Source organism: Burkholderia sp. BC1, from assembly GCF_052683555.1.
In genome coordinates this window covers 144223-169267 of sequence record NZ_JBQYLP010000005.1, presented here as the reverse complement: position 1 = coordinate 169267, position 25045 = coordinate 144223, and the positions used below count along the sequence as shown (strand labels likewise).

The window sequence follows — 25045 nt, the reverse complement described above, 5'->3', positions numbered from 1 at the left end:
GTCTCCTTGAATCAGTGTTGGGCGGCGAGCGGCCGCGGGCCGGCGGTGCGGATGCCTTCGCGGGTCAGCGCGTCGCGCGTCTCGCGCACGAGCGCGAGTGCGCCCGGCGTGTCGCTGTGGATGCAGACCGAATCGAAATCGATGTCGATGTCGTCGCCGTCGACCGTGCGCACTTTGCCGTCGACGCAGGCGCGCAGCACCTTGTCGGCGACCTGGCGCGCATCGAGCCGGCCGACGCGGCGCGTAAAGACGATCGAGCCGCTGCGGTCGTAGTCGCGGTCCGCATAGAACTCGCGCACCACCGGCTGGCCGTATTCGGCGGCGACGCGGTACGTGGCCGACGCTTCCATGCAGTACAGCAACAGGCCCGGATCGACGCGCTGCAGCGTTTCGATCAGCAGCCGCGAGAACGTCTCGCTGGCGGCCGCGTGCATGTACAGCGCGCCGTGCGGCTTCACGTGCTGCAGGCTCACGCCGTTCAGCCGCGCGAACTCGCGCAGCGCGCCGAGCTGATACACGATGTCGTTGACGAGCGCCTGCGGCGATTCGGCGATCGTGCGGCGACCGAAGCCGACCAGGTCGCGAAAGCCGGGGTGCGCGCCGATGCCGACGCCGGCGTCGCGCGCGAGCTGCACCGTGCGCGCCATGATGTTCGGGTCGCCGGCATGAAAGCCGGTGGCGATGTTCGCCGAGCTGATCAGCGGCATGATCTGCTCGTCGACGCCGTCGCCGATCGTCCACGGGCCGAAGCCTTCGCCCATGTCGGAATTCAGGTCGACGCTGTGCTTCCTCATACGGTGTGTTCCTCCAGGTTCTCCGGTTCGCCGGCGTCGGTACGCCTGTCGAAACCGTGTTGAACCGAGGTTAGCCGCGCGCAGCGAGTCAAAATAGTTCTATTTTTATATGCCGGCGTATCGATTTTTTCGATATCGCCGAAAAAGCGCCGCGAGGGCCGCCGCAGCGGGCGCGGCAGGGTTTTCACGAGGCCCGCCTCTGCGTCGCGGCACGGTTGATATGATGTTTATCGCGCCTCCATCAGTTTTCCGTCGACCATGGCCCTGACCCTCAGACAGCTCAAGTACTTCGTCGCGACCGCGGAGCTCGGTCAGATCTCGCAGGCCGCGATCCAGCTGACGATCTCGCAGTCCGCGGTGACGAGCGCGATCAAGGAACTGGAGGACAGCCTCGGCACGCAGCTGTTCCTGCGCACGTCGGCAGGCGTCACGCTGACCGATACGGGGCGGCGCTTCCTGAATCACGCGTACGCGATCCTCTCGTCGGTCGACGAGGCGATGCGGATCCCGAACCTCGAAAGCACGCTGACGGGTACGCTCGCGATCGCCGCGAGCTACACGGTGCTCGGCTACTTCCTGCCGCATCACGTGCTGCGCCTGAACACGCTCTATCCGCGGTTGACGATCCATCTGCACGAACTGAACCGCGAGTCGATCGAGGAAGGGCTGATCGCGGGCCGCTATGACATGGCCGTGCTGCTGACCTCGAACGTGTCGAACCCCGAACTCGTACTCGAGCCGGTGATCCATTCGGTGCGCCGGCTGTGGGTCGGCGCGCACCATCCGCTGCTCAGGCGCGAGAGCGTCACGTTCGCCGAGGTCGCGCGCGAACCGTTCGTGATGCTGACGGTCGACGAGGCCGGGCAGACGGCGATGCGCTACTGGAACGAGACACCGTATCGGCCGAACGTGATCCTGCGCACGTCGTCGGTCGAGGCCGTGCGCAGCATGGTCGCGAACGGCACCGGCGTCGCGGTGCTGTCCGACATGGTGTATCGGCCGTGGTCGCTGGAAGGGCGGCGCATCGAGACGATCCTGCTGCGCGACCCGGTACCGCCGATGAGCGTCGGCCTCGCGTGGCGCAAGAACATCGAGCTGAGTCCCGCGATGCATGCGGTGCGCGACTATTTCCGGCACACGTTCATGGAGCCGAGGACGATCGGCGGCGGCGCGTGAGTGCCGCCGTGCCGTGCAGGTATGCGAACCGTACGGCAGCGAAAAAGCCGGGACGCATCCCGGCTTTTTCGTCGGGCGGGCGAACCCGCGGTGCGCGGCGCGCCTACGCGTCGGCCGACATCGCATCGGCCTCGCTCGCGCGAATCCCGAGACGCTCGAACAGCGCGCGATCCTTCTGCGTCTGCGGGTTGCTCGTCGTCAGCAGCTGGTCGCCGTAGAACATGGAATTCGCGCCGGCGAGGAAGCAGAGCGCCTGCAGGCCGTCGTCGAGCTGTTCGCGGCCGGCCGACAGACGCACGACCGCCTTCGGCATGGTGATGCGCGCAACGGCGATCGTGCGCACGAATTCGAACGGATCGAGCGGCGCGGTGCCGGCGAGCGGCGTGCCTTCGATCGCGACCAGATTGTTGATCGGCACCGATTCCGGATACGGATTCAGGTTCGCGAGCTGCGAGATCAACCCCGCGCGTTCGCGGCGCGATTCGCCCATCCCGATGATGCCGCCGCAGCACACGTTGATACCGGCGTCGCGCACGCGGTCGAGCGTGTCGAGGCGGTCCTGGTACGTGCGCGTCGAGATCACCTGCCCGTAGAACTCCGGCGACGTGTCGAGGTTGTGATTGTAGTAGTCGAGGCCCGCGTCGGCGAGCTGCTTCGCCTGCTCGTCCTCGAGCATCCCGAGCGTCATGCAGGTCTCGAGGCCGAGCGCCTTCACGCCGCGCACCATCTCGGTCAGCGCAGGCATGTGGCGCTCCTTCGGGTTGCGCCATGCGGCGCCCATGCAGAAGCGGCTCGCGCCGTTCGCCTTCGCGGCGCGCGCGGCGTCGAGCACCGCGTCGACGTCCATCAGCTTCTCGGCCTTCAGGCCCGTGTCGTGATGCGCGGACTGCGAGCAATAGCCGCAGTCTTCCTCGCAGCCGCCGGTCTTGATCGACAGCAGCGTCGACAGCTGCACGGCATTCGCGTCGAAGTGCTCGCGATGCACCTGCTGCGCACGGAAGATCAGATCGTTGAACGGCAGCTCGAACAGCGCGACGACGTCGGCGACGCGCCAGCGCTGCGGCGACGGCGCTGCCACGGGAATCGCGTCGGGTTGCGCGGCGGCGGTCTGGGCTTGGGTCATTTCGTTTTCCTGTCCTGACTGGAGGGGTGAGATCGGGGAGTCAACGCTGCGCGGCGCGCAACGTGTCGACGAGCGCGGCGATGTCGAGCGTCGCCGCGGCGGATTCGGGGTCGGCCGGCGCCATGTGGGCGATGCGGCCGAGGAGCGGTGCGCGATGCTCGCGCGCGAGCCAGTCGCGGATCGTCGCGACGTTCTCGTCGGCGTACGTCATCGCCGGATCGACGTGGTTCGCGACCCAACCGGCAAGCGTGAGCCCGCGCGCCGCGATCGCGTCGGCCGTCAGCAGCGCGTGGCTGATGCAGCCGAGCCGCATGCCGACCACGAGCACGACCGGCAGGCCGAGCGCGACCGCGAGATCGGCGGTGTCCTGCGTGTCGTTCAGCGGCACGCGAAAGCCGCCGACGCCTTCGACGACGACGATATCCGCACGCGTCAGCGCGTCGCGATGGCATGCGACGATCGTGTCGATGTCGAGCGTCACGTGCTCGTGCGCGGCGACGATGTGCGGCGCGGCAGGCGCCTTCAGCAGGAACGGCGTGCGCAGCTCGGGCGGCAGCACGACGCTCGCGGCCGCATCGAGCTGATCGGCGTCTTCGTTGCGCCACACGCCGTCGCGCTCATAGGCGCCGGCCGCGACCGGCTTCATCGCGGCCGCGCGTAGCCCGTGCCGTGCGAAGCCGTGCAGCAGCGCGGCCGACACGAAAGTCTTGCCGATCTCGGTGTCGGTGCCCGTGACGAACAGCGAAAGCGGTGTGCTCATGCGGCCTCCTCGCTTGCGCGCAGCAGCGCGGTTTCGAGCCGCGCGAGATCGTCGAACGAATGCGCGGCCGACAACGAGATGCGCAGCCGCGAGGTGCCGGCCGGCACCGTCGGCGGCCGGATCGCGGGCACCCACAGGCCGTGCGCGTCGAGCGCGCGCATCGCAGCGAGCGTCGCCTCGTTGCTGCCGATCACGAGCGGCTGCACGGCCGTGTGCGAGTCGACCGGCTGCCAGCGCGTGCGGCGCAGCAGGACGCGCGTGCGTTCGATCAGCGCGGCGAGGTGCGCGCGCCGCGCATCGCCTTCGTCGCCGGCGATCACCTTCAGGCTCGCCGACACCGCATGCGCGACGGCCGGCGGTGCGGCCGTCGTGAAGATGTAGCTGCGCGCGCGCTGGATCAGCCACTCGATCACCGTCTCGTGCGCGACGACGAATGCGCCGGCGACGCCGGCCGCCTTGCCGAGCGTGCCGACATAGACGAGATGCGGCGAGCGCAGCGCGGCCGCCGCGAGCGCGCCGCGGCCTTGCGGGCCGAGCACGCCGAAGCCGTGCGCGTCGTCGACGACGAGCCATGCGCCGTGGCGTTCGGCGAGCGCAAGGAGTTCGGCGAGCGGCGCGATGTCGCCGTCCATGCTGAACACCGTATCGGTGACGATCAGCTTCGTCTGCGACGTGCACGCCTCGAGCAACGCGCCGAGCGCGGCCGTATCGGCATGCGGATAGACCTGCACGGTCGCGCGCGACAGCCGCGTGCCGTCGATCAGCGACGCGTGGTTTAGCGCGTCGGAGAAGATCGTCGCGTCCTTGCCGGCGAGCGCGGTGACCGCCGCGAGGTTCGCCATGTAGCCGGTGCTGAAGTACAACGCGCGCGGCGCGTCGGAGAAGCCGCCCGCGAAGCCCGCGAGTTCGTCCTCGAGCTTCGCGTGCGCACGCGAGTGGCCGCCGAGCAGATGCGAGCCGCCGCTGCCGGAGCCGTAGCGCTGCGCGCCTTCGGCGAACGCGGCGACGAGCGCCGGATGCGCGGCGAGGCCGAGGTAGTCGTTGCTCGCGAACCCGACGATCTCGCGGCCGTTCACGGTCATGTGCGCGTCGCAGGCGCTGTCGGCCGTGCGGCGCACACGGCGCAGCCCTTGCGCGTCGAGATCGGCGAGGCCGCGCTGCAGCGTATCGAGCAGGTTCATCGTGCAATCTCCGCGAGCGTGGCCTCGAGCGTGTCGCGCGTGCGCTGCGCGAGCCAGGCGATGTCGTCGTCGCTCATCACGTACGGCGGCATCAGGTAGACGGTCGTGCCGATCGGCCGCAGCAGCAGTTCGCGCTCGAGCGCGCGCTCGAAGAAGCGGCGCGAGAAGCCGCGTGCCGCGTCGCCGTCGAGTGCGACGTCGAACGCGAACAGCGTGCCGCGCTCGCGCAGGTGGCGCACCTCCGGATGGGCGGCGAGCGGCGCGAGCGCGGCGCGCAGCGCGGCCGACTTGCGCGCGTTGCTCGCGAGCACGTCGTCGCGCGCAAACAGGTCGAGCGTCGCGACCGCCGCGCGGCAGGCGAGCGGATTGCCGGTGTACGAATGCGAGTGCAGGAAGCCGCGCGTCGTGTCGTCGTCGTAGAACGCGGCGAACACGTCGTCGCGCGTCAGCACGAGCGACAACGGCAGATAGCCGCCGCTGATGCCTTTCGACAGGCACAGGAAGTCGGGCCACACGCCGGCCTGCTCGGAGGCGAAGAACGTGCCGGTGCGACCGCAGCCGACCGCGATCTCGTCGGCGATCAGATGCACGTCGAATTCGTCGCAGAGCGCGCGCAGGCCGCGCACGTACGACGGATCGTGCATCGCCATCCCGGCCGCGCACTGCACGAGCGGCTCGACGATCAGTGCGGCGATCCGTTCGCCGCGTTCGACGAACAGGCGGCGCACGTCGGCGAGCGCACGGCCCGCGACGTCGGCGGCCGTTTCGCCGGGCAGCGCGCCGCGCGCGTCGGGCGACGCGACGACGTGCGCGTGGCGGATCAGCGGATCGTACGCGTCCTTGAACAGCGCGACGTCGGTCACGCCGAGCGCGCCGATCGTTTCGCCGTGATAGCCGTTCGCGACGCACGCGAATTCGCGCTTGTCGGCGCGGCCGCGGTTGCGCCACGCGTGAAAGCTCATCTTCAGCGCGATTTCGACGGCCGATGCGCCGTCCGACGCGAAGAACGCATGGCCGAGCGTGTTCGCGGTCAGCGCATGCAGCCGCTCGGCGAGCTCGATCGCGGGCTCGTGCGTGCAGCCGGCGAGCATCGCGTGTTCGAGCGTATCGAGCTGGTCCTTCAGTGCGGCGTTGATGTCGGGATTCGCATGGCCGAACAGATTGACCCACCACGAGCTGATCGCGTCGAAGTAGCGGCGCCCGTCGCGGTCGTACAGCCATACGCCCGCGCCGCGCGCGACGGGGACGAGCGGCAGGCGCTCGTGGTGCTTCATCTGGGTGCAGGGATGCCAGACCGCGCGCAGGCTGCGCGCGACCCAGTCGTCGGGGGCTGACGTACTCAAGGCGACTCCGGGGGTAAAACGGCGGCGCGCGGCATCGTCGGACGCGGCGCGCACACGGGGACAGCCATCGTGCGGCCGACGGCGCGCACGACACGAAAACGCGCAGAGATTAGCGTGTTCCGCGGCCCCTTGCACTAGCGGTTACAAACGCCGCAAAGCCTTGTGGGACGGGAGTTCGGCGCAGATCGGAACGGCTCGCGACGGTACGCTCGAGATGGCCCGAAATGGCCGCAGATGACGACGTTCGAGTGACACCCCCCGACAGAAAAAAATCGTGGGCGACACGGTGCCGCGGCGTGCGGGAATAAGGGGAACGATTAGGAAACGGCGGTGGAAGCAGCGACGGCGAAGCGGGCTACGACGGTTATCGCGAGTGCGCGTCAAGCGACGGTGTGCGATCGAAGACGACGGCGGCGACGGCGGCGGACACGCGCGCGGCGCAGCACGGCACGCCACGTATCGCGTACGCTGGCGCGCGCCGTCGAAAACGAAACGAAAGGGAAGGGGGAAGAAAGCGCGCGTCAGCGCGACGCGAGCGCGCGCGTATCGGCGCCGTGCGCGCCGGTATCGTCGTTGTCGGCCGTCTGCGTGTTCGCGTTCCATACGACGCGATCGTTCACCGCATACAGCCGGCACGGGCCGGCGCCCTGCTTGGCGCAGTTGTCGAGCGCGAGCGCCATCGGATCGTCACCGCCTTCGGCCCACGACCATGCGCCTTCGGACGACACCGCGAACGCGCGGCTCGGATGCTGGTTCAAAAAGTGGCGATAGCCTTCGCGGCCCGCTTCGTCGACATAGGGCACCGCATCGACGGCGTCGATCGACGCGTAGCCGGTCGCCTTCGGTTCGTGCGGGCTCGCGACCGCATAGCGCACGGCGGTCGGCAGATTCAGTTCCGCGAGGAACGCATGCACGGCCGGCCACCAGACGGGCACGCCGTCGCGATCGACGATCAGCCGGTGCGCATCGTCCTTGTAGCGGCCGAAATCGATGAACTGCGCCTGCGTGCCGTGCGCCACGTATGCATCGTGCATTTGCGACACGAGTGCGGGCGTCCACACCGAATCGTTGTCGCCGTAAAGCCAGAGCGAGCGCACGGCCGTGTGGGCGCCGTACTGGTCGAATGCGTCGACGAGGTTCTTCTGCCAGCCGTCGCAGAGATCCTGGCGCAGCCCGCCGGAGAAATTGATGATGCCGCGCACGCCGGGCGCCGCTTCGGTGCCGTACGCGACCGACACGAGGCCGCCGTGCGACGTGCCCGCGACGACGATGCGCGATGCGTCGACGTACGACTGCTGCGACATGTAGCGGATCGTCGCGGCGACGTCGGCGGCCTGCGCGAGGCCGTTTTTCTCGACGTTGCAGCCTTCCTGCCGATAGGTGCCGCCGGAGCCCGCGAAGCCCTGGCGGTTCGGCGCGATCACCGCGTAGCCGCGGCGCACGAATTCGCGCGCGAACGCGAGCGGGCGGCTGCGCGGCTGCTGATGGAGATCGCCGGTGTTCTTGCCGTGATTGAAGACGACAAGCGGGAACGGGCCGGGGCCGTCCGGCTTGAACAGCGTCGCTTCGAGCGTGACCGTGCCCGACGCGTCGGCCGGGATGCGCAGAATGCGCTCGTTGAGATCGGCCGCGACCTGCGGCAGGCCCGAGTCGCCGTAATCGAAGCGCTCGGCATGGGCGAGCGACTTACCGGCCGCGCCCGCATCGGCATTTGCGTTCGGCAGCGTACCGGCCTGAGCGGCCGACAGCGCGCACGCCGCCATCCATCCCACCACTACCTTGCTGAACGCCATTCGTAAGCCCTGCCATGCAACAGACCCGATCGAAGGCCATCCTAGCCCGACAAATTCAGGTTGTGCAATGCAGGAATTACCCGGCGTCTGACACAGCAAGTATTTGTCAGCGCTCGCTTACATCGCCGTCGACATAGCGCCAGAACCCGTGTTCGTCGCGCGTGAAGCGGCTCGTCTCGTGCAGCCGGTACCGCGGCCGCCCACCTTGTAGCGGGCCACGAACTCGACCTCGGCGTGCGTTTCGTCGAGCGCCGCGTGGCGTTTGATCGCGAGGCCGAGCCAGCGCGGCGCGTCGGGCGCATCGGGGTCGATGTCGAGATCCGGCGGGCAGGTGCGCGCGTCCCAGGTCGCGCGCAGGTAGTCGATCGCGCCGAGTACGTAGGCGGTATACCGCGAACGCATCAACTCGAGTGCGCTCGGCGCGGGCGCGCCGCCGTCGATGAAGCGGCCGCAGCAGTCCGCATAGCGCGGCGGCGCGGCTTTGCCGGCCGCTGCAGGGAACGCGCCGCCGCACGGGCAGGCATCAGGTCGGCTCGGAATCATGCGTAACAGGAATTAACGACGAGGCGTTGTGAATGGCGATCACCAGCTCAGCTCTACGCCGTCGTACTGGAAGAATCGGCCGTTCGACTGCGAGACGTCGGCGCCGGCCTCGGCAATGACGCGGCGCATGCCGGTCACGCTCGTCGCCGGATCGATCGCGGCCTGCGCGCCGCCCATGTCGGTGCGCACCCAGCCCGGGTGCAGCGAAATGCAGGCGGCATGGCGCGTCTGCAGCGACGCGATGCGCAGCACGTCGTTCAGTGCGGCCTTGCTCGCGCGATAGAGCCAGCCCGTCGTGCCGGTCGCCTCCGAGATGCTGCCCATCCGGCTCGACACGACGGCGAGCACGCCGCGCGCGTCCTCGACGAGCGGCAGCAGGATCGGCAGCAACTGCATCGGCCCGCGCACGTTCGTATGCATGACGGTATCGAAATCGTCGGAGGCGATCGTTTCGACGCCTTCGGTGCGCGGCCCGTAGACGCCCGATACGACGACGGCCACGTCGAGCCGTTCGCCGTCGAGTTTCCAGCCGAGCGCGGCAATCTGCTCGGGCTGCGTGACGTCGAGCGCATGCGCGTGCGCGCCGAGCGCGCGCAGCGCCGCGAGCGACGCGTCGTCGCGCGCGGTCGCGATCACGTTCCAGCCGTCGCGCCGGTATTGCCGGACGAATTCGCGGCCGAGGCCGCGCGATGCGCCGACGATCAGTACGGTTTTCATGTTCGCCGCTCCTTTTACGGTGCGATGCCGGCGCGTCGCGGGACGATCGCGGCGCGCGACGCGATGGGTGCGTCGCGACGCGCGCGTTCGGCGCTCAGCAGTTGCCGTCGCCGTGCTTCAGCGTATCGGCGACCGAGTGCGCGACCGCATCGAGCCGCGCGGCGTCGGCCGCGATGATGTCGTTGTCCGGCGCGTGTTCGCCGCGCGCGGTCAGCGACGCGACGCAGCGCCGATACGTCTCCTCGAGCGAATCGAAGTTCGACACGGCCATCCCGAGGTTGCGCATCCGGCCGTCGTGCACGCCGTACACGAGCGCGTGCACAGTCAGCGACTGGCCGCGCGCCCATGCGTCGTTGACGATCGTCGTGCGGCAGACGTTGACGACTTGCTCGATCGCGTTCAGCTCGATCAGGCGGCGATAGCGCGCTTCGCCGACCGGCCATTCGTCGAGCAGCGCCGCGTGGCGCTCGCGCACGTCCTGCACGTGGTGCAGCCAGTTGTCGGCGAGGCCGACGCGGCGGTTGTGCAGCGCCGCGTTCACGCCGGAGCAGCCGTAGTGGCCGACCACCATGATGTGCTTCACGCGCAGGATGTCGACCGCGAACTGGATCACCGACAGGCAGTTCAGGTCGGTGTGGACGACGACGTTCGCGATGTTGCGGTGGACGAACACTTCGCCCGGCGGCAGGCCGATGATCTGGTTCGCCGGCACGCGCGAGTCGGAACAGCCGATCCACAGGTATTCCGGCGCCTGCTGATCGGCGAGGCGCGCGAAGAACTGCGGATCGTCGGCGAGTTGGCGCTTGACCCAGGCGTCGTTGTTGTCGAACAGGTGGGAGAGCGGGTGATCTTGGGTATTCATCGTGGTGGTGTCCGTCATCGTGAATCGTTCGATATCGGGTTCGGGTGAAACACATCAGGCCGCACGCTGCGCGCCGCGCGCCGGCGCACGCTCGTCCGTCGCGCGAAAGCGCTCCGGATAGCGTACGCAGAAGCGCAGCGACGCATCGTACGGAAAGAAATCGGGCAGTTCGCCCTGCAGCAGCTTGTCCTTGCTCGCCTGCCACAGCGCCGGATCGAAGAAATCCGCGTGATGCTTGAGGAACGCGGCGCGCACGCGCGGATCGCCGAGCAGGAACGGACCGTAAGTCTCGGGAAAGATGTCGTGCGGGCCGACGGTATACCACGGTTCGCCGGACAGCTCGTCTTCCTCGTTGCGCGGCGGCGGCACGCGGCGCACGTTGCAGTCGGTCAGATACTCGATCTCGTCGTAGTCGTAGAACACGACGCGGCCGTGGCGCGTGACGCCGAAATTCTTGTACAGCATGTCGCCGGGGAAGATGTTGGCCTTCATCAACTCCTTCACCGCGTTGCCGTATTCCTTCACGCCGTGCTCGACTTCCGCGTCGGTGCCGTTCTGCAGATAGAGGTTCAGCGGCGTCATCCGGCGCTCGATGTAGAGATGCTTGATCACGAGATTGTCGCCCTCGTACTCGAGCAGCGACGGGACTTCCTTCTCGAGTTCGCGCACCAGCGCGTGATCGAGCCGCGCGAGCGGCAGCGCGACGCTCGAATATTCGAGCGTGTCGGCCATGCGTCCGAGCCGGTCGTGGCGCTTCACGAGCAGATACTTCTCCATGATCTGCCGGCGCGTCGTTTCCTTCGGCGGCGGGAAGTGATCCTTGATGATCTTGAACACGTACGGGAACGACGGCAGCGTGAACACGAGCATCACGAGGCCCTTGATCCCCGGCGCGACGATGAAGCGGTCGCTCGAATGCGACAGGTGATGCAGCAGGTCGCGGTAGAACAGGTTCTTGCCCTGCTTCTGCAGCCCGACCGACGTGTAGATCTCGGCCTTCGGCTTGCCGGGCATGATCGTGCAGAGGAAATCGACGTACGCGGACGGCACGTCCATGTCGACGAGGAAGTACGAGTGCGAGAAGCTGAAGATGATCTGCAGCAGGTCGCGGCGCAGCAGCACGGTGTCGAGCGCGAGCAGGCCGGGCCTCACGTGGCGGATCGGCACCGCGAACGGCAGCACGCGATCGGCGTTGATGATGCGGCCGACGATGTACGCGCTCTTGTTGCGGAAGAACAGCGACGACAGCACGTGGATCTGGAAATTCGGCGCTTCGTCGAAACGGCCGAATTCGTCGTGGATCGCCTGCATCACGCACGCGATATCGCGCGCGAGATCCTCGAACGGCGGCTCGAGCTGGAAGTTCGTGACGATCCGCTCGAGCGTGACCGCGAGGCCGTCGGTGCCCGGATAGTACGCGCGATACGTCGGCTTCGCGGCCGGCTCGTCGTTCTCGAGGTATTCGGTCGAGATCGCGGGGCGCACGAAGATGAAGTCGTTGTTGAAATACGACCGGTGCAGGATCTTGCAGCACACCGAATTGAAGAAGGTTTCCGCGCACTCGGGCTGGCGGTGCGAGGTCAGCAGGCCGATGTAATGGAGCTTGATCTGCTGCCAGACTTCGTCGTCGATGCTCTCCGCGTCGTATTCGTCCTGCAGCACCTCGACGCACTCCTGCACGCGCTCGTCGTACGAGGTGATCCGCTCGCGCGCGAGCCGCTGCAGCCCATGCCAGTCGGCGCGCTCGAACAGCGCCTTCGCTTCGACGGCCGCTTCGCGGAAGATCCGGTAGTGGCGGTCGAAGTACTCGAGCATCGACTGTGCGACGTCGAAGCCGATCTGCGACGACAGCAGTTTGGGGAAGTGATTCATTGCGTGCAGGCTCGCTCAAAAGGGGCGGGGGACTGTTCGCTCCAGGCGCCATTTTAGCGCCCAAGTCGCCGTTTCCATGAGATCCGGCGCGGCACGCCGGCGTGCGCGAATCGGCATGTTGGCGGCCGTTCGGCGCCGTTCGGGGCATCTTCGCGCAATGATGCCGCTACTGAGCCGATTCCGGCACGAACTTTTTTCGTGCGTCGGCGCGGCGCCGGCGACGGCTTTTGCGCCGCAGCGATAGAATCGACGCAACGCCCGCGGCGGCTTGCCCGTCCGCGCTTCGCACCGACATAACGACGAGACGCCCCACCGATGAACGCACTGGAACACCAACTCGACTATCCGTTCGCCGACACGCTGCCCGCCGCGGGCGACACGTTCGAGGTCGCGCCCGGCGTGCGCTGGCTGCGCATGCCGCTGCCGTTTTCGCTCGATCACATCAACCTGTGGCTGCTGCGCGACGAGATCGACGGGCAGGCCGGCTGGACCGTGGTCGACTGCGGGATCGCATCGGACGCGATCCGCACGCACTGGGAACAGATCTTCGATGCGCACCTCGACGGCCTGCCGGTGCTGCGCGTGATCGTCACGCACTGCCATCCCGATCACTTCGGTCTCGCGAACTGGCTCTGCGAAGGCGGCGACAAGCGGCGCTGGAACGTGCGGCTATGGATGACGCTCGGCGAATACATGTTCGGCTGCCTGATGGCGGCCGGCAACGGATCGAACGCAGGCGGCGCGGCTGCGGCCGACCATTTCGCGCGCCACGGGCTGACGGACGCCGCGTCGCTCGACAAGCTGCGCAATCGCCGCGGCTATTACTCGGACCTCGTGCCGGCCGTGCCGCCGCGCTACCGGCGCCTGCGCGACGGCGACGCCGTGACGATCGGCACGCGCACGTGGCGCGTCGTGACGGGCTACGGCCATTCGCCTGAACATTGCGCGCTGCACAGCGAAGCGGACGGCGTGCTGATCTCCGGCGACATGGTGCTGCCGCGGATCTCGACGAACGTGTCGGTGTTCGATCTGGAGCCGGAAGCGAACCCGCTCGCGCTCTATCTGCAGTCGCTCGGCCGCTACGAGACGATGGCGCCCGACACGCTCGTGCTGCCGTCGCACGGCAAGCCGTTTCGCGGCGTGCGCACGCGCATCGCGCAGCTGCGCGCGCATCACGACGCGCGGCTCGACGAAGTGCGCGTCGCGTGCGCGGAACAGCCGATGAGCGCGGCCGACATCGTGCCGATCATGTTCCGCCGCCGCGAGCTCGACATCCATCAGATGACGTTCGCGCTCGGCGAAGCGATCGCCCACCTGAACCTGCTGTGGCTGGCCGGCGAACTCGTACGCGAGCAGGGCGACGACGGCGTGCTGCGGTTCCGCATCGCGCGCTGAGCGAGCGCGCTTCGCGGGTCACGCGTGCACGGGCTGCGTCGCGCTGCAGCGGCGAGTGCCGCTGCCCGCGCGCGCCGCGGCGTTACTGCACCGCGACCGTCGCGAAGTTCTGCCGTCCGAACGGACTCACGCGATAGCCGCTGACGTTCGCGCGCGTGAGGGCGGCGGCGGTCGGATAGCCGAGCGGAATCCACAGCGCCTGATCGTGGATGATCTTCTGCGCGGATTCGTACAGCTTGGCGCGCTTGCCCTGATCGGCCGTCGCCTTGCCGTCGGCGATCAGTTTGTCGAGCTGCGCATCGCAGAAGCGCGCGAAGTTGATGCCCGACTTCACCGCGTTGCAGCTGAACAGCGGCGTCAGATAGTTGTCCGGATCGCCGTTGTCGCCGGCCCAGCCCATGAACAGCATGTCATGCTGGCCGAGCTTCGCCTGCTTGATCAGTTCGCCCCATTCGATCACCTTCACGTCGGCCTTCACGCCGATCTTCGCGAGGTCGGCCTGCAGCAGCTCCGCGCCCGCCTTCGGATTCGGATTCAGCACGCTGCCGGTCGGACGCGTCCAGATCGTCGTCGAGAAGCCGTTCGCGAAGCCGGCCTGCGCGAGCAGCTGCTTCGCCTTCGCGGGATCGTACGGATACGGCGCGACGTCCTTCGCGTAGCTCCACGTGTTCGGCGGATACGGGTTGTTGGCGGCCGTCGCGGTGTTGTCGAACACGACCTTCAGGTAGGTCGCGCGATCGAACGCGAGGTTCAGCGCTTCGCGCACCTTCGCGTTGTCGAGCGGCTTCTTCTGCGTGTTCAGCGCAACGAACGCCGTCATGAACGCGGGCGTCTGCACGACCTTCAGCGCGCTTTCGCCCTTCGCGGCGAGCACGTCCTGCGGCTTCGGCGACAGCGCGATCTGGCATTCGCCGGCCTTCAACTTCTGCAGGCGAACCGACGGATCGGGCGTGATCGCGTAGATCAGCCGGTCGACCTTCGGCTTCGCGCCCCAGTACGACGGATTCACGTCGTAGCGGATCAGCGCGTCTTTCGTGTAGCTCTTCAGCACGAACGGGCCGGTGCCGATCGGCTTCGCGTTCAGGTCGACCTGCTTGCCGGCCTTCAGCAGCTGGTCCGCGTATTCGGCCGAGTAGATCGACGCGAAGCCCATCGTCAGGATCGGCACGAAGGTCGCGTTCGGTTCGTTCAGCACGAACTTCACCGTGAGATCGTCGACCTTCGAGACCGACTTCACGAGCTTCGCGAGCCCCATCGACTGCGCGTGCGGGAAGCCGCTCGCGCCGGCGACCTTGTGCCACGGATTCGCGTCGTCGAGCATCCGGCTGAACGTGAACACGACGTCGTCGGCGTTGAGCGGGCGGCTCGGCTTGAAGTAGTCGGTCGTCTGGAACGCGACGTTCGGACGCAGATGGAACGTGTACGTGAGGCCGTCCGCGCTCGCTTCCCACTTGTCGGCGAGCGCCGGCGCGACCTTCTTCGCGGCTTCGTCGTAGGACACGAGCGTGTTGAAGATCACGTCGGCCGACGCATTGGTCGTGACGAGCGAGTTGTACTGGACGACGTCGAAGCCGTCCGGGCTCGACTCGGTGCAGACGGTGAGCGGCTTGGCCGCGACGAGGCCGGGGGCGGCGAGTGCGGCGGCGACGGCGGCCGCGGCGAACAGCTTGACCTGCATGGAATCTCCCTCGTGACTTGTGCGTTCTGCGGATGACGAATGGCCGGCGCGCGATAACGGCGGCGGGCCGGCGCGGCTGCCGGATAGCATACCGTCAAAGCGCGCGCGGCGTGAAAAAAGGCGACCGAACGCGGCGAATTGGCGAGAATACGGCTGCGTTGACGACGGAACGGCTGCCAGGGCGGCGAAAGAGCAGTGGGCAGCGGTGCGAACAGCGGAGCGAGTAGCGGTGGCGCAGGGCCGTTGCGAACAGCGGAAAAGCGATCACACGGCAGTGTGCGGCCAGATGCGATTCGGCAGGAGGAAGGCGAGCGTGAGCGGCCGACACCGCCGTTGCGCGCCCGCGTTCGACGCGCGTTGGCCGAAGGCGCGCACGCCGAGCGGCGCGAACTCAGTGCGCGCCGGCTCTCGGCTTGCGCGGCGCCTTTTCGAACAGACGGTCGTACAGCCAGCGCGGCAGCACGTGCAGCACCTTCGCGACGATGCCCATCTGCCACGGAATCACGCGGAACGCGTGCTTGCGCGCGATCGCGCGGGCCGCCTGGGCGGCGAACCGGTCGGCGTCCATCAGGAACGGCATCGGATACGGGTTGTGCGTCGTCATCGGCGTGCGGATGTAGCCGGGCGCGATCGTCACGACCGCGACGCCGGCCGGGCGCAGTTCGACGCGCAGTGCCTCGAGATACTTGATCGCCGCCGATTTCGACGCGCTGTACGCGCCGGAGCCCGGCAGCCCGCGCACGCCGGCAACGCTCGCGACGCCGACCAGCGTGCCGTGGCGCGCGGCCGTCATCGGGCCGACGAACGGCTCGAACGTCGCGACCATCCCGTAGTAGTTGATGTCCATCACGTCGCGGAACGCGGCGAGATCGCCCTGGCCCGTCACCGCGCCCTGGCTGATGCCGGCGTTCGCGATCACGACGTCCGGGCAGCCGTGCGCGGCGATGAACGACGCGGCCGCGGCGGCGAGCGCGTCGGCATCGCGCACGTCGGCGCGGTAGACGGAAACGGAGAGTGTCGGAAAGCGTCGCGCGAATGCATCGAGTACGTCGGTGCGTCGCGCGACGAGGGCGAGGACGGCGCCCTGGCGGGCGTATTCCTCGGCCATCGCGAGGCCGAGGCCGCTCGACGCGCCGGTGATGAAGACCTTCAGCGGAGTAGTCATGCCGGCGCGCGGGCGGGGATCAGAGCTTCTTGTCCTGAACCTGCTTCACGAGGAAGTCGAGCACCTGCGCGGTACCCGGAATGCTGTTCGTGTAGGCGGGGCCCGTCTTGTACTTGCCCTGGACGACGATCGTCGGCACGCCGTCGATCGCGTAGTTCTTCAGCAGCTCGGCCGATTGCTTGACCTGGCCTTGGACGCTGAACGAGTTGTACGCATCCATGAACTGCTTCTTGTCGACGCCTTGCGTCGCGAGGAAGTCGGCCTGTGCCTGCGGCGTCAGCAGATAGTTCTTCTGCTTGTGGATCGCGTTGAAGATCGCCGGCGTGACCTTCTCGGCGATGCCGAGCGCGGACACCGCGTAATAGAGCCGCGAGTGCGGGACGAAATCGTCGCGGAACGCGACCGGAACGCGCTTGAACTCGATGTTGCCGCCTTGCTTCTTCACCCACGCTTCGATCGTCGGCTCGAACTCGTAGCAGTGCGGGCAGCCGTACCAGAAGAACTCGATCACTTCGACCTTGCCGGCCGGCGCGGACACCGGCTGCGGCGACTTCATCACCTCGAAGTCCTTGCCGGCGACGGGCGCCGCCGGCGACGCCTGCGCGAAGCCGGCCGCGAGGCCCAGGGACAGAAGAAGCGTGCTAAGCAGTTTTTTCATGTTGTGTACGTCGAATCGGTTGTTCGGGTTACGAAACGTAACGGGTTCTGCGTGGGCGCGGCCGGATGCTTACTGCTTCGTGAAACGGATCACTGCCGTGTCGACACCAGCGTCGGACAGGCGCTGACGGGCCGAGTTCATATCCTCGAACTTCGAGAACGGGCCGACACGCACGCGGAAATACGTGACGCCGCTGACGTCGCGCTTCGACACCTTCGATTCGAAGCCCTGGAAGCCGAGACGCGCGCGCTGCTGCTCGGCGTCGCTTTCGGTCTTGTAAGCGCCGACCTGCAGGAAGTAGCCGGTGTTCGCGTCGTTCGCGGTCGGCGGCTTCGCCGCAGCGGTGGTCGACGAGGTCGACGAGGTCGGCGACGTCGGCTTCGCCGTGTTCGCTGCCTGCTGTTGTTGCTGTTGCTTCTGCGCGGCGGCCTGCTGCTGCGCCTGCTTTTGTGCGGCGAAACGTCCGAGGTCGTCGTCGGCCGCGGGCGGCTGCGGCTTCTTCGGCGGCGGATTGTCGGCGGTCTTCGGCGGGACCGCGACACCGTTGTTCGACCCGTTGTTCGACGCCGTCGTACCGCTCGAACCGGTGCTGCCGGTGTTGCCCGACGGCGGCACTTCGACGATCTGCGGCTCGGGCAGCAGCCCGCCTTGCGTCTGGTTCGCGGCCTGACCCGGCGCGGTGTTCGGCGGCGCCGGCTGCGCGGCTTGCGGGACCGGCTGGCCCGGCGTCTTGCCTTGCAGCGCGCGGTTCGGATCGAACGGCTGCGCCTGGCTCGCGCCGTTGTCGGCGGGCGGCGGCGCGACCTTCGACACGAACGGCGACGGCGAACGCGTGATATAGAGCGCCACCACCACGGCGATCGCGAGGCCGACGATCAGGCCCAGCACGATGCCCAGAAATGTTCCTCCGGCTTGTTTCGATTGCTTCGACGTGCGGCGTGGTTGTGCCATTGCTTGAGTCACCTGCAAAAAGAATCGTGAAAAGGTCGCGGCACGTACACCTGCGCACGCGTGCCTGCCGGAGGCACGCATGCGGCGCGTGCGCGCCGCGGGCGCTGCCGCGGCCGTTCGCCGGCCGCGGCGGGCCGCTTACATCTTCTCGGGCGCGGACACGCCGAGCATCGCCAGCCCGTTCTCGAGCACCTGCCGCGTGGCCGCGAGCAGCGCGGCGCGCGCGTTGCGCGGCGCTTCGTCGTCGACCAGCACGCGCTCCGCATTGTAGAACGAGTGGAATTCGCCAGCGAGATCGCGCAGGTAGAACGCGACCGCGTGCGGCGCGAGTTCGTTCGCCGCGTGCGTGAGCATGTCCGGATACTCGGCGAGCTTCTGCATCAGCGACGCGGCCTGCGGGCTCGTGAGCTGCGACAGGTCCGCCTGCGGCAGTTGCGCGAGTTCGCCGTTGTAGCGCGACTTCCACTCGTTGAGCACCGAGCAGATCCGCGCATGCGCGTACTGCACGTAGTAGACCGGGTTTTCGTCGTTCTGTTTCAGCGCGAGATCGATGTCGAACACGAACTCGGTATCGGCCTTGCGCGAGATCAGGAAGAAGCGCACCGCGTCGCGGCCGCGCGTGATGGTCGCTTCGTCGATCAGGTCGGGCGCCGCTTCCTGGCCCGGCGCCGCGCCGCCCGACCATTCGATCAGGTCGCGCACCGTCACGTAGCTGCCCGCGCGCTTCGAGATCTTCACTTCCTGGCCGTCGCGCATCACGGTGACCATCTTGTGCAGCACGTAGTCGGGGTAGCCCTTCGGGATGCCGATGTGCAGCCCCTGCAGGCCCGCGCGCACGCGCGCGATCGTGCCGTGGTGGTCGGAGCCCTGGATGTTGATGACCTTCGTGAAGCCGCGTTCCCACTTCGTCACGTGATACGCGACGTCCGGCACGAAGTACGTATACGTGCCGTCCGACTTGCGCATCACGCGGTCCTTGTCGTCGCCTTCGTCGGTCGTGCGCAGCCACAGCGCGCCGTCCTGCTCGTAGGTCATGCCGGCCTTGATCAGTGCGTCGACCGTCTTCTCGACGCGGCCCTCGCTGTACAGCGACGATTCGAGGTAGTACTGGTCGAACTTCACGCCGAACGCCTGCAGATCCATGTCCTGCTCGCGACGCAGATATGCGACCGCGAACTTGCGGATCGCGTCGAGATCGTCGACGTCGCCGGCGCCCTTCACGGGCTCGCCGTCCTTCGCGGCGACCGTCTCGCCGTTCATGTAGTCGCGCGCGATGTCGGCGATGTATTCGCCGTTGTAGGCGGCTTCCGGCCAGCCGGCGTCGCCGGGCTTCAGCCCGAGCGCGCGCGCCTGCGTCGAGATAGCGAGGTTGCCGATCTGCACGCCCGCGTCGTTGTAGTAGAACTCGCGGTGCACCGCATAGCCCTGGCTCGCGATCACGTTCGCGAGCGCGTCGCCGAGCGCCGCCTGACGGCCGTGGCCGACGTGCAGCGGGCCGGTCGGGTTCGCCGACACGAATTCGAGCAGCACGCGCTTGCCCTTTTCGCGATCGGACGTGCCGAACGCGCGGCCCTGCGCGAGCACCGCGCCGATCACGGCCTGCTTGGCCGCGGCGCTGAGCCGCAGGTTGATGAAGCCGGGACCGGCGATCTCGGCGCTCTCGACGAGGCCTTGCGCGCCCGGCTGCGCGGTCAGCGCCGCGACGATCTTTTCGGCGAGCTGGCGCGGATTCGTGCCGAGCGGCTTCGCGAGCTGCATCGCGACGTTGCATGCGACGTCGCCGTGCGCGGCAACCTTCGGTCGTTCGAGCGTGATCGCGGGGGCGACGAACGCGACGCCGGCGTTTGCCGCGTCGGCGCCTTTCAGCGCGTGTGCGACCTGCTGAACGCTATCCGCGAGCAGGGCTTCGAGGGTCTGTTTTTGTGCTGGCAGCATGCTGATAGGAGGCTTCGTTGGTGGCGGACGGCCGGGCCGGCCCGCCGGCGCGCCGCAGCGGCGCGCGTTTCAGGGATCGCAGAATTTTAACAGGTGCTAATATGCCGCTCAGGCGCCCCGCGTCCGCGAGGCCGGACGCCGGTCTGCCGGCGTTCCGCAACGCGCGCCCCGCAGGCACAACAAGATGAAAAGGGAATTGTCATGATTACGTTCAAGAGCAAGGCGGCACAGGATCTCGACGTGCTGAAGGATTTCGCCGTGTACGTGCTGGGCCTCGTCGGCAAGCAACTCGGCGAACGCGGCGTGATTACGCACGACGAACTCGATCACGCGATCGCGAAGCTGGAAGACGCGGTCGCGCAGGCGAAGCAGGAGCGCGCCGAGCACGCCGGCCATTTCCATGAAGACGACGCCGACCACGCGCACCACGAAGTGCCGCCGAGCCTCGCGCAGCGCGTCGCGCCGTTCCTCGCGATGCTGCGCGAAGCGAAGGCCGCTCAGGCCGACGTGCACTGGGGCTTCTGAGCGCCACGGCGACCGCCGCCGGCACGAGCCGCAACGAAGCAAAAAGCCCGCGTTCGCGCGGGCTTTTTTTGTCTGACGAAACGGCCGCGGCGCGCGGCCGCGCTCAGAGTTGCGGCGCGAGCGCGCGGCGCGCGTCGTCGAGCGACAGCGCCATCCGGCGCGCGTAGTCCTCGAGCTGATCCTGACCGATTTTCCCGACCGAGAAGTAGCGGCTGTCCGGATGCGCGAGATAGAAACCCGACACGCTCGCGGCCGGCAGCATCGCCAGCGAATCGGTGACGCTCATGCCGATCTCGTCCGCGTGCAGCGCGGCGAACATGTCGCGTTTGACGAGGTGGTCGGGGCATGCCGGATAGCCGGGCGCCGGGCGGATGCCCGTGTACTTTTCGGCGATCAGCGCGTCGTTGTCGAGCGTCTCGTCGCTCGCATAGCCCCACAGCTCGCGGCGCACGCGCGCGTGCATCGCTTCGGCGAACGCTTCCGCGAAGCGGTCCGCGAGCGCCTTCAGCATGATCGCGCTGTAGTCGTCGTGATCGGCTTCGAACTGCTTTTCCTTCACATCGACGCCGAGGCCGGCCGTCACCGCGAACATCCCGATGTAGTCGGCGACGCCCGATGCCTTCGGCGCGATGAAGTCGGCGAGCGAGCGGTTCGGCCGCATCACGCCGTCGACGACGGGACGCACGCTCTGCTGACGCAGGTTGCGCCACGTGAGCAGCACGTCGGTGCGCGATTCGTCGGTGTAGATCTCGATGTCGTCGTCGTTGACGCTATTCGCCGGCAGCAGCGCGATCACGCCGTTCGCGGTCAGCCAGCGGCCCTGGATCAGCCGCGCGAGCATCGACTTCGCGTCGGAGAACACGCGGCGCGCCGATTCGCCGACGATCTCGTCGTTCAGGATCGCCGGGTACGGGCCCGCGAGATCCCAGGTCTGGAAGAACGGACCCCAGTCGATGAAGTTCGCGAGTTCGTTCAGGTCGTAGTTCCTGAATACGCGGCGGCCGATGAATTTCGGCTTCACCGGCGTGTAGTTCGCCCAGTCGATCTTCGTCTTGTTCGCGCGCGCCTCGGCGAGCGTCACCATCGGCTGCGCCTTGCGGTTCGCGTGCTGATCGCGGATCCGCTCGTAGTCGGCCTTCAGTTCGTCGAGGTACTTCGTCGCACCTTCGTCGGACAGCAGGCTCGATGCGACCGACACCGAGCGCGACGCATCGGGCACGTAGACGACCGGGCCTTCGTAGTTCGGCGCGATCTTCACGGCCGTGTGCACGCGCGACGTCGTCGCGCCGCCGATCAGCAGCGGAATCTTCTTCACGCGGAAATAGTCGTCGCGCTGCATTTCGGACGCGACGTAGGCCATTTCCTCGAGGCTCGGCGTGATCAGGCCGGACAGCCCGATGATGTCCGCGCCTTCGACCTTCGCCTTCGCGAGGATCTCGTTGCACGGCACCATCACGCCCATGTTGACGACCTCGAAGTTGTTGCACTGGAGCACGACCGACACGATGTTCTTGCCGATGTCGTGCACGTCGCCCTTGACGGTCGCGATCACGATCTTGCCCTTCGCGCGCACGTCGCCGCCTGCTTCCGCGAGCAGCCGCTTTTCTTCCTCGATGAACGGGATCAGGTGAGCGACCGCCTGCTTCATCACGCGCGCGGACTTCACGACCTGCGGCAGGAACATCTTGCCCTGGCCGAACAGGTCGCCGACGATGTTCATGCCGTCCATCAGCGGCCCTTCGATCACGTTGATCGGGCGGCCGCCGGCCGCGGCGATCTTCACGCGCGCTTCCTCGGTATCCTCGACGATGAAGTTCGTGATGCCGTGCACGAGCGCGTGCGCAAGCCGCTTCTCGACCGGCTGGTTGCGCCACTCGAGGTTCTCTTCCTTCTTCGCGGCGCCGGTCTTGAACTTGTCGGCGATCTCGAGCAGCCGGTCGGTGGAGTCGGGGCGGCGGTTCAGGATCACGTCCTCGACGCGCTCGCGCAGCTCCGGATCGAGATCCGCATACACGCCGAGCTGGCCCGCGTTGACGATCCCCATGTCCATCCCGGCCTGAATCGCGTGGTAGAGGAACACCGTGTGGATCGCCTCGCGCACCGGATCGTTGCCGCGGAACGAGAACGACACGTTCGACACGCCGCCGCTCACCTTCGCGTACGGCAGGTTCTGCTTGATCCAGCGCGTCGCTTCGATGAAGTCGACCGCGTAGTTGTTGTGCTCCTCGATGCCGGTCGCGACCGCGAAGATGTTCGGATCGAAGATGATGTCCTCGGGCGGAAAGCCGCAGCGGTTCACGAGCACGTCGTAGGAACGCCGGCAGATTTCGGTCTTGCGCGCGAACGTGTCGGCCTGGCCCTGCTCGTCGAATGCCATCACGACGGCCGCCGCGCCGTAGCGGCGGATCAGCTTCGCGTGATGGACGAACGCGTCCTCGCCTTCCTTCAGCGAGATCGAGTTCACGATCGCCTTGCCCTGCACGCACTTGAGACCGGCCTCGATCACGTCCCACTTCGACGAGTCGATCATGATCGGCACGCGCGCGATGTCCGGCTCCGATGCGATCAGGTTCAGGAAGCGCACCATCGCCGCCTTCGAATCGAGCATCGCCTCGTCCATGTTGACGTCGATCACCTGCGCGCCGTTTTCGACCTGCTGGCGCGCGACCGCGAGCGCCTCGTCGAACTGGCCGTTGAGGATCATCCGGGCGAACGCCTTCGAGCCGGTGACGTTGGTGCGTTCGCCGACGTTGATGAAGAGCGTTCCGGACGTGACGTTGAACGGCTCGAGGCCGGCAAGGCGCATCGTGTGATCGGTCATGGCGGTGCGAATTCGTGTAATGAGGGGCGTGCTTCGGGCAGTCGGATCAGGCGGCTTCGCTGTACTGGCTCGGCCAGCGGCGCGGCTTCACGTCGGCGAGCGCCTTCGCGATCTCGGCGATGTGCTCGGGCGTCGTGCCGCAGCAGCCGCCGGCGAGGTTCACGAGGCCGGCCTGCGCGAACTCGCGCAGCAGCCCCGACGTGACGTCGGGCGTCTCGTCGAAGCCGGTTTCGGCCATCGGGTTCGGCAGGCCCGCATTCGGATAGCACGAGACGAACGTGTCGCAGAGCTTCGCGAGCTCGGCGATGTACGGGCGCATCAGCGCCGCGCCGAGTGCGCAGTTCAGGCCGAACGTGAGCGGCTTCGCGTGGCGCAGCGAATTCCAGAACGCCTCGACCGTCTGGCCTGACAGGATGCGGCCCGACGCGTCGGTCACGGTGCCCGAGATCATGATCGGCAGACGCTCGCCGGTGTCCTCGAACAGCTGGTCGAGCGCGAACAGCGCGGCCTTCGCGTTCAGCGTGTCGAAGATCGTCTCGACGAGGAACAGATCGACGCCGCCGTCGAGCAGCGCCTTCGCCTGCATGTAGTACGCGTCGCGCAGCTCGTCGAACGTCACGTTGCGCGCGCCCGGATCGTTGACGTCGGGCGAGATGCTCGCCGTCTTCGGCGTCGGGCCGATCGCGCCGGCGACGAAGCGCGGCTTGTCCGGCGTCGCGTACTGCGCGGCCGACGCACGCGCGAGCTTCGCCGATTCGACGTTCATCTCGACGACGAGGTCTTCCATCCCGTAGTCGGCCTGCGCGACCGTCGTCGCGCCGAACGTATTGGTTTCGACGATGTCGGCGCCCGCCGCGAAGTACTGGTCGTGGATCTCGCGGATCACCTGCGGCTGCGTGATCGACAGCAGCTCGTTGTTGCCCTTCACGTCGCGCGGGAAATCCTTGAAGCGCTCGCCGCGATACGCGGCTTCGTCGAGCTTGTAGCGCTGGATCATCGTGCCCATCGCGCCGTCGAGGATCAGGATCCGCGATTTCAGCAGCGCGGGCAGTTCGGCGCCGCGCGTGTAGGACGCGTCGAGCGGGGCGGCGGAAGCGGCGGTAGGAGTCGCGGACATGGCGAAAGAGCGGCGAAGACGGGAAACCGACATTGTAGCCGGTGCGCCGCGCGCCCGCCCGGCCTCGCGCGGCGCGGCGGGCGGTGCGTGGGCGCTGGGCGTATGGTGCGTGGTGCGTGGTGCGTGGCGTGGCGTGGCGCCCGACCGGCGCGGCTCACGAGGCGGGGCGGGCCGAAACCGCGCGGTCACGCGTTCGACGGCGGCGTGCGACGCGCGATGTGTTGCCCGCGCAACCGATGCGCCGGGCGGCCATCAAACGAAAAGCCCCGGCCCGGCGAACCGGGCAGGGGCATGATCGGAGTGCTCGCACGCCGCGCGATGCGCGGCAAATGGCCCGGTCGCGCAACGCGCCGGGCCGTGGGTCGTCAGTGGAGGACGACGGGCATCATCATCAGGCTGTCGAACTGTCCGAGGAATTCGTCGACTTCATCGAGCGTCGGCTCTTCCTCGATCAGCTGCTTCACGTGCTCGCGGAACCGCTCGGCCAGTTCGCCGTCGATGAAAATCTCGCGCTGCGCGTTCTTGTCGACGATTTCGTATCCACCGGCATTCATCAGATGGTGGCCGGCCTGCGGCGCAAATTCGACGACGCAGTAGTTGGGGCTGTTGTAGATCATTTGCATGGCGGCACTCCTC

Annotated in this window: 21 protein-coding genes and 1 pseudogene; 3 read left to right on the top strand and 19 right to left on the bottom strand. The window is 67.6% G+C overall.

Features of this window, described 5'->3' with window-relative positions:
* Nucleotides 1–11: 11 nt before the first annotated feature.
* Nucleotides 12–794, bottom strand: a complete 783-nt coding sequence (locus tag ACSHSS_RS04540) for a 5-oxoprolinase subunit PxpA (RefSeq protein ID WP_059782382.1) — start codon at nt 792–794, stop codon at nt 12–14.
* Entirely contained in the window at nt 791–982 is a 192-nt protein-coding gene (locus ACSHSS_RS04535) for a hypothetical protein (protein ID WP_175794516.1), read from the bottom strand. Before ACSHSS_RS04535 ends, ACSHSS_RS04540 begins: the two co-directional genes overlap by 4 nt.
* Nucleotides 983–1052: 70 nt before the next feature.
* On the opposite strand from ACSHSS_RS04535, the gene ACSHSS_RS04530 reads away from it, so the two are divergent.
* Nucleotides 1053–1970: a LysR family transcriptional regulator gene (locus tag ACSHSS_RS04530; RefSeq protein ID WP_006407108.1), complete on the top strand. Its 918-nt coding sequence runs from the start codon at nt 1053–1055 to the stop codon at nt 1968–1970.
* 103 nt (nt 1971–2073) lie between these two features.
* On the opposite strand, the gene bioB is transcribed toward ACSHSS_RS04530, so the two are convergent.
* The 9 genes and pseudogenes from bioB to aceK form a co-directional block, all read right to left on the bottom strand.
* Nucleotides 2074–3093 (bottom strand): biotin synthase BioB, encoded by a 1020-nt coding sequence (gene bioB / locus ACSHSS_RS04525; protein WP_006407107.1) that lies wholly within the window; start codon nt 3091–3093, stop codon nt 2074–2076.
* A gap of 40 nt (nt 3094–3133) precedes the next feature.
* Entirely contained in the window at nt 3134–3853 is a 720-nt protein-coding gene (gene bioD, locus ACSHSS_RS04520) for a dethiobiotin synthase (protein WP_006398099.1), read from the bottom strand.
* A complete protein-coding gene (gene bioF / locus ACSHSS_RS04515) occupies nt 3850–5034 on the bottom strand; it encodes an 8-amino-7-oxononanoate synthase (protein ID WP_212160159.1) in 1185 nt (394 codons plus the stop codon). The genes bioD and bioF overlap by 4 nt, the downstream gene beginning before the upstream one ends.
* A complete protein-coding gene (gene bioA / locus ACSHSS_RS04510) occupies nt 5031–6377 on the bottom strand; it encodes an adenosylmethionine--8-amino-7-oxononanoate transaminase (protein ID WP_039220273.1) in 1347 nt (448 codons plus the stop codon). The genes bioF and bioA overlap by 4 nt, the downstream gene beginning before the upstream one ends.
* A 521-nt stretch (nt 6378–6898) precedes the next feature.
* Nucleotides 6899–8170 carry a dienelactone hydrolase family protein gene (locus ACSHSS_RS04505; RefSeq protein WP_212160155.1) on the bottom strand — a complete coding sequence of 424 codons (1272 nt, stop codon included), beginning with the start codon at nt 8168–8170 and terminating at the stop codon, nt 6899–6901.
* 106 nt (nt 8171–8276) lie between these two features.
* Nucleotides 8277–8713: pseudogene (locus tag ACSHSS_RS04500) on the bottom strand (YchJ family protein).
* Between the two features lie 39 nt (nt 8714–8752).
* Nucleotides 8753–9430, bottom strand: a complete 678-nt coding sequence (locus ACSHSS_RS04495) for an SDR family oxidoreductase (RefSeq protein WP_212160150.1) — start codon at nt 9428–9430, stop codon at nt 8753–8755.
* Nucleotides 9431–9524: 94 nt separating this feature from the next.
* On the bottom strand, nt 9525–10292 hold the full coding sequence (gene can / locus ACSHSS_RS04490; RefSeq protein WP_212160149.1) for a carbonate dehydratase: 768 nt from the start codon (nt 10290–10292) through the stop codon (nt 9525–9527).
* A gap of 54 nt (nt 10293–10346) precedes the next feature.
* On the bottom strand, nt 10347–12164 hold the full coding sequence (gene aceK / locus ACSHSS_RS04485) for a bifunctional isocitrate dehydrogenase kinase/phosphatase (protein WP_012212617.1): 1818 nt from the start codon (nt 12162–12164) through the stop codon (nt 10347–10349).
* A gap of 315 nt (nt 12165–12479) precedes the next feature.
* Between aceK and ACSHSS_RS04480 the strand changes: the two genes are divergently transcribed.
* Nucleotides 12480–13559: an MBL fold metallo-hydrolase gene (locus tag ACSHSS_RS04480; protein WP_212160147.1), complete on the top strand. Its 1080-nt coding sequence runs from the start codon at nt 12480–12482 to the stop codon at nt 13557–13559.
* Nucleotides 13560–13641: 82 nt separating this feature from the next.
* Here ACSHSS_RS04480 and ACSHSS_RS04475 read toward each other — a convergent pair whose 3' ends face one another.
* From ACSHSS_RS04475 to argS, 5 genes are all read right to left on the bottom strand, one after another.
* Entirely contained in the window at nt 13642–15237 is a 1596-nt protein-coding gene (locus ACSHSS_RS04475) for an ABC transporter substrate-binding protein (RefSeq protein ID WP_006398110.1), read from the bottom strand.
* Nucleotides 15238–15628: 391 nt separating this feature from the next.
* A complete protein-coding gene (locus tag ACSHSS_RS04470) occupies nt 15629–16402 on the bottom strand; it encodes an SDR family oxidoreductase (RefSeq protein WP_212160145.1) in 774 nt (257 codons plus the stop codon).
* A 19-nt stretch (nt 16403–16421) separates the two neighbouring features.
* Nucleotides 16422–17060 (bottom strand): thiol:disulfide interchange protein DsbA/DsbL, encoded by a 639-nt coding sequence (locus tag ACSHSS_RS04465; protein WP_006398112.1) that lies wholly within the window; start codon nt 17058–17060, stop codon nt 16422–16424.
* Between the two features lie 69 nt (nt 17061–17129).
* Nucleotides 17130–18011: an SPOR domain-containing protein gene (locus tag ACSHSS_RS04460; protein WP_105778807.1), complete on the bottom strand. Its 882-nt coding sequence runs from the start codon at nt 18009–18011 to the stop codon at nt 17130–17132.
* A 138-nt stretch (nt 18012–18149) separates the two neighbouring features.
* Nucleotides 18150–19946, bottom strand: coding sequence for an arginine--tRNA ligase (argS, locus tag ACSHSS_RS04455; RefSeq protein WP_212160142.1), 1797 nt, complete (start codon nt 19944–19946; stop codon nt 18150–18152).
* A 201-nt stretch (nt 19947–20147) separates the two neighbouring features.
* Here argS and ACSHSS_RS04450 point away from each other — a divergent pair, with 201 nt between their 5' ends.
* Nucleotides 20148–20471 carry a DUF1840 domain-containing protein gene (locus ACSHSS_RS04450; protein WP_006407093.1) on the top strand — a complete coding sequence of 108 codons (324 nt, stop codon included), beginning with the start codon at nt 20148–20150 and terminating at the stop codon, nt 20469–20471.
* 103 nt (nt 20472–20574) lie between these two features.
* On the opposite strand, the gene metH is transcribed toward ACSHSS_RS04450, so the two are convergent.
* From metH to ACSHSS_RS04435, 3 genes are all read right to left on the bottom strand, one after another.
* On the bottom strand, nt 20575–23292 hold the full coding sequence (metH, locus tag ACSHSS_RS04445; RefSeq protein WP_060146529.1) for a methionine synthase: 2718 nt from the start codon (nt 23290–23292) through the stop codon (nt 20575–20577).
* A gap of 46 nt (nt 23293–23338) precedes the next feature.
* A complete protein-coding gene (locus ACSHSS_RS04440; protein ID WP_006398117.1) occupies nt 23339–24409 on the bottom strand; it encodes a homocysteine S-methyltransferase family protein in 1071 nt (356 codons plus the stop codon).
* Between the two features lie 365 nt (nt 24410–24774).
* Complete coding sequence (locus ACSHSS_RS04435) at nt 24775–25032, bottom strand: BTH_I0359 family protein (protein ID WP_006398119.1); 258 nt, start codon at nt 25030–25032, stop codon at nt 24775–24777.
* Between the last annotated feature and the right edge of the window lie 13 nt (nt 25033–25045).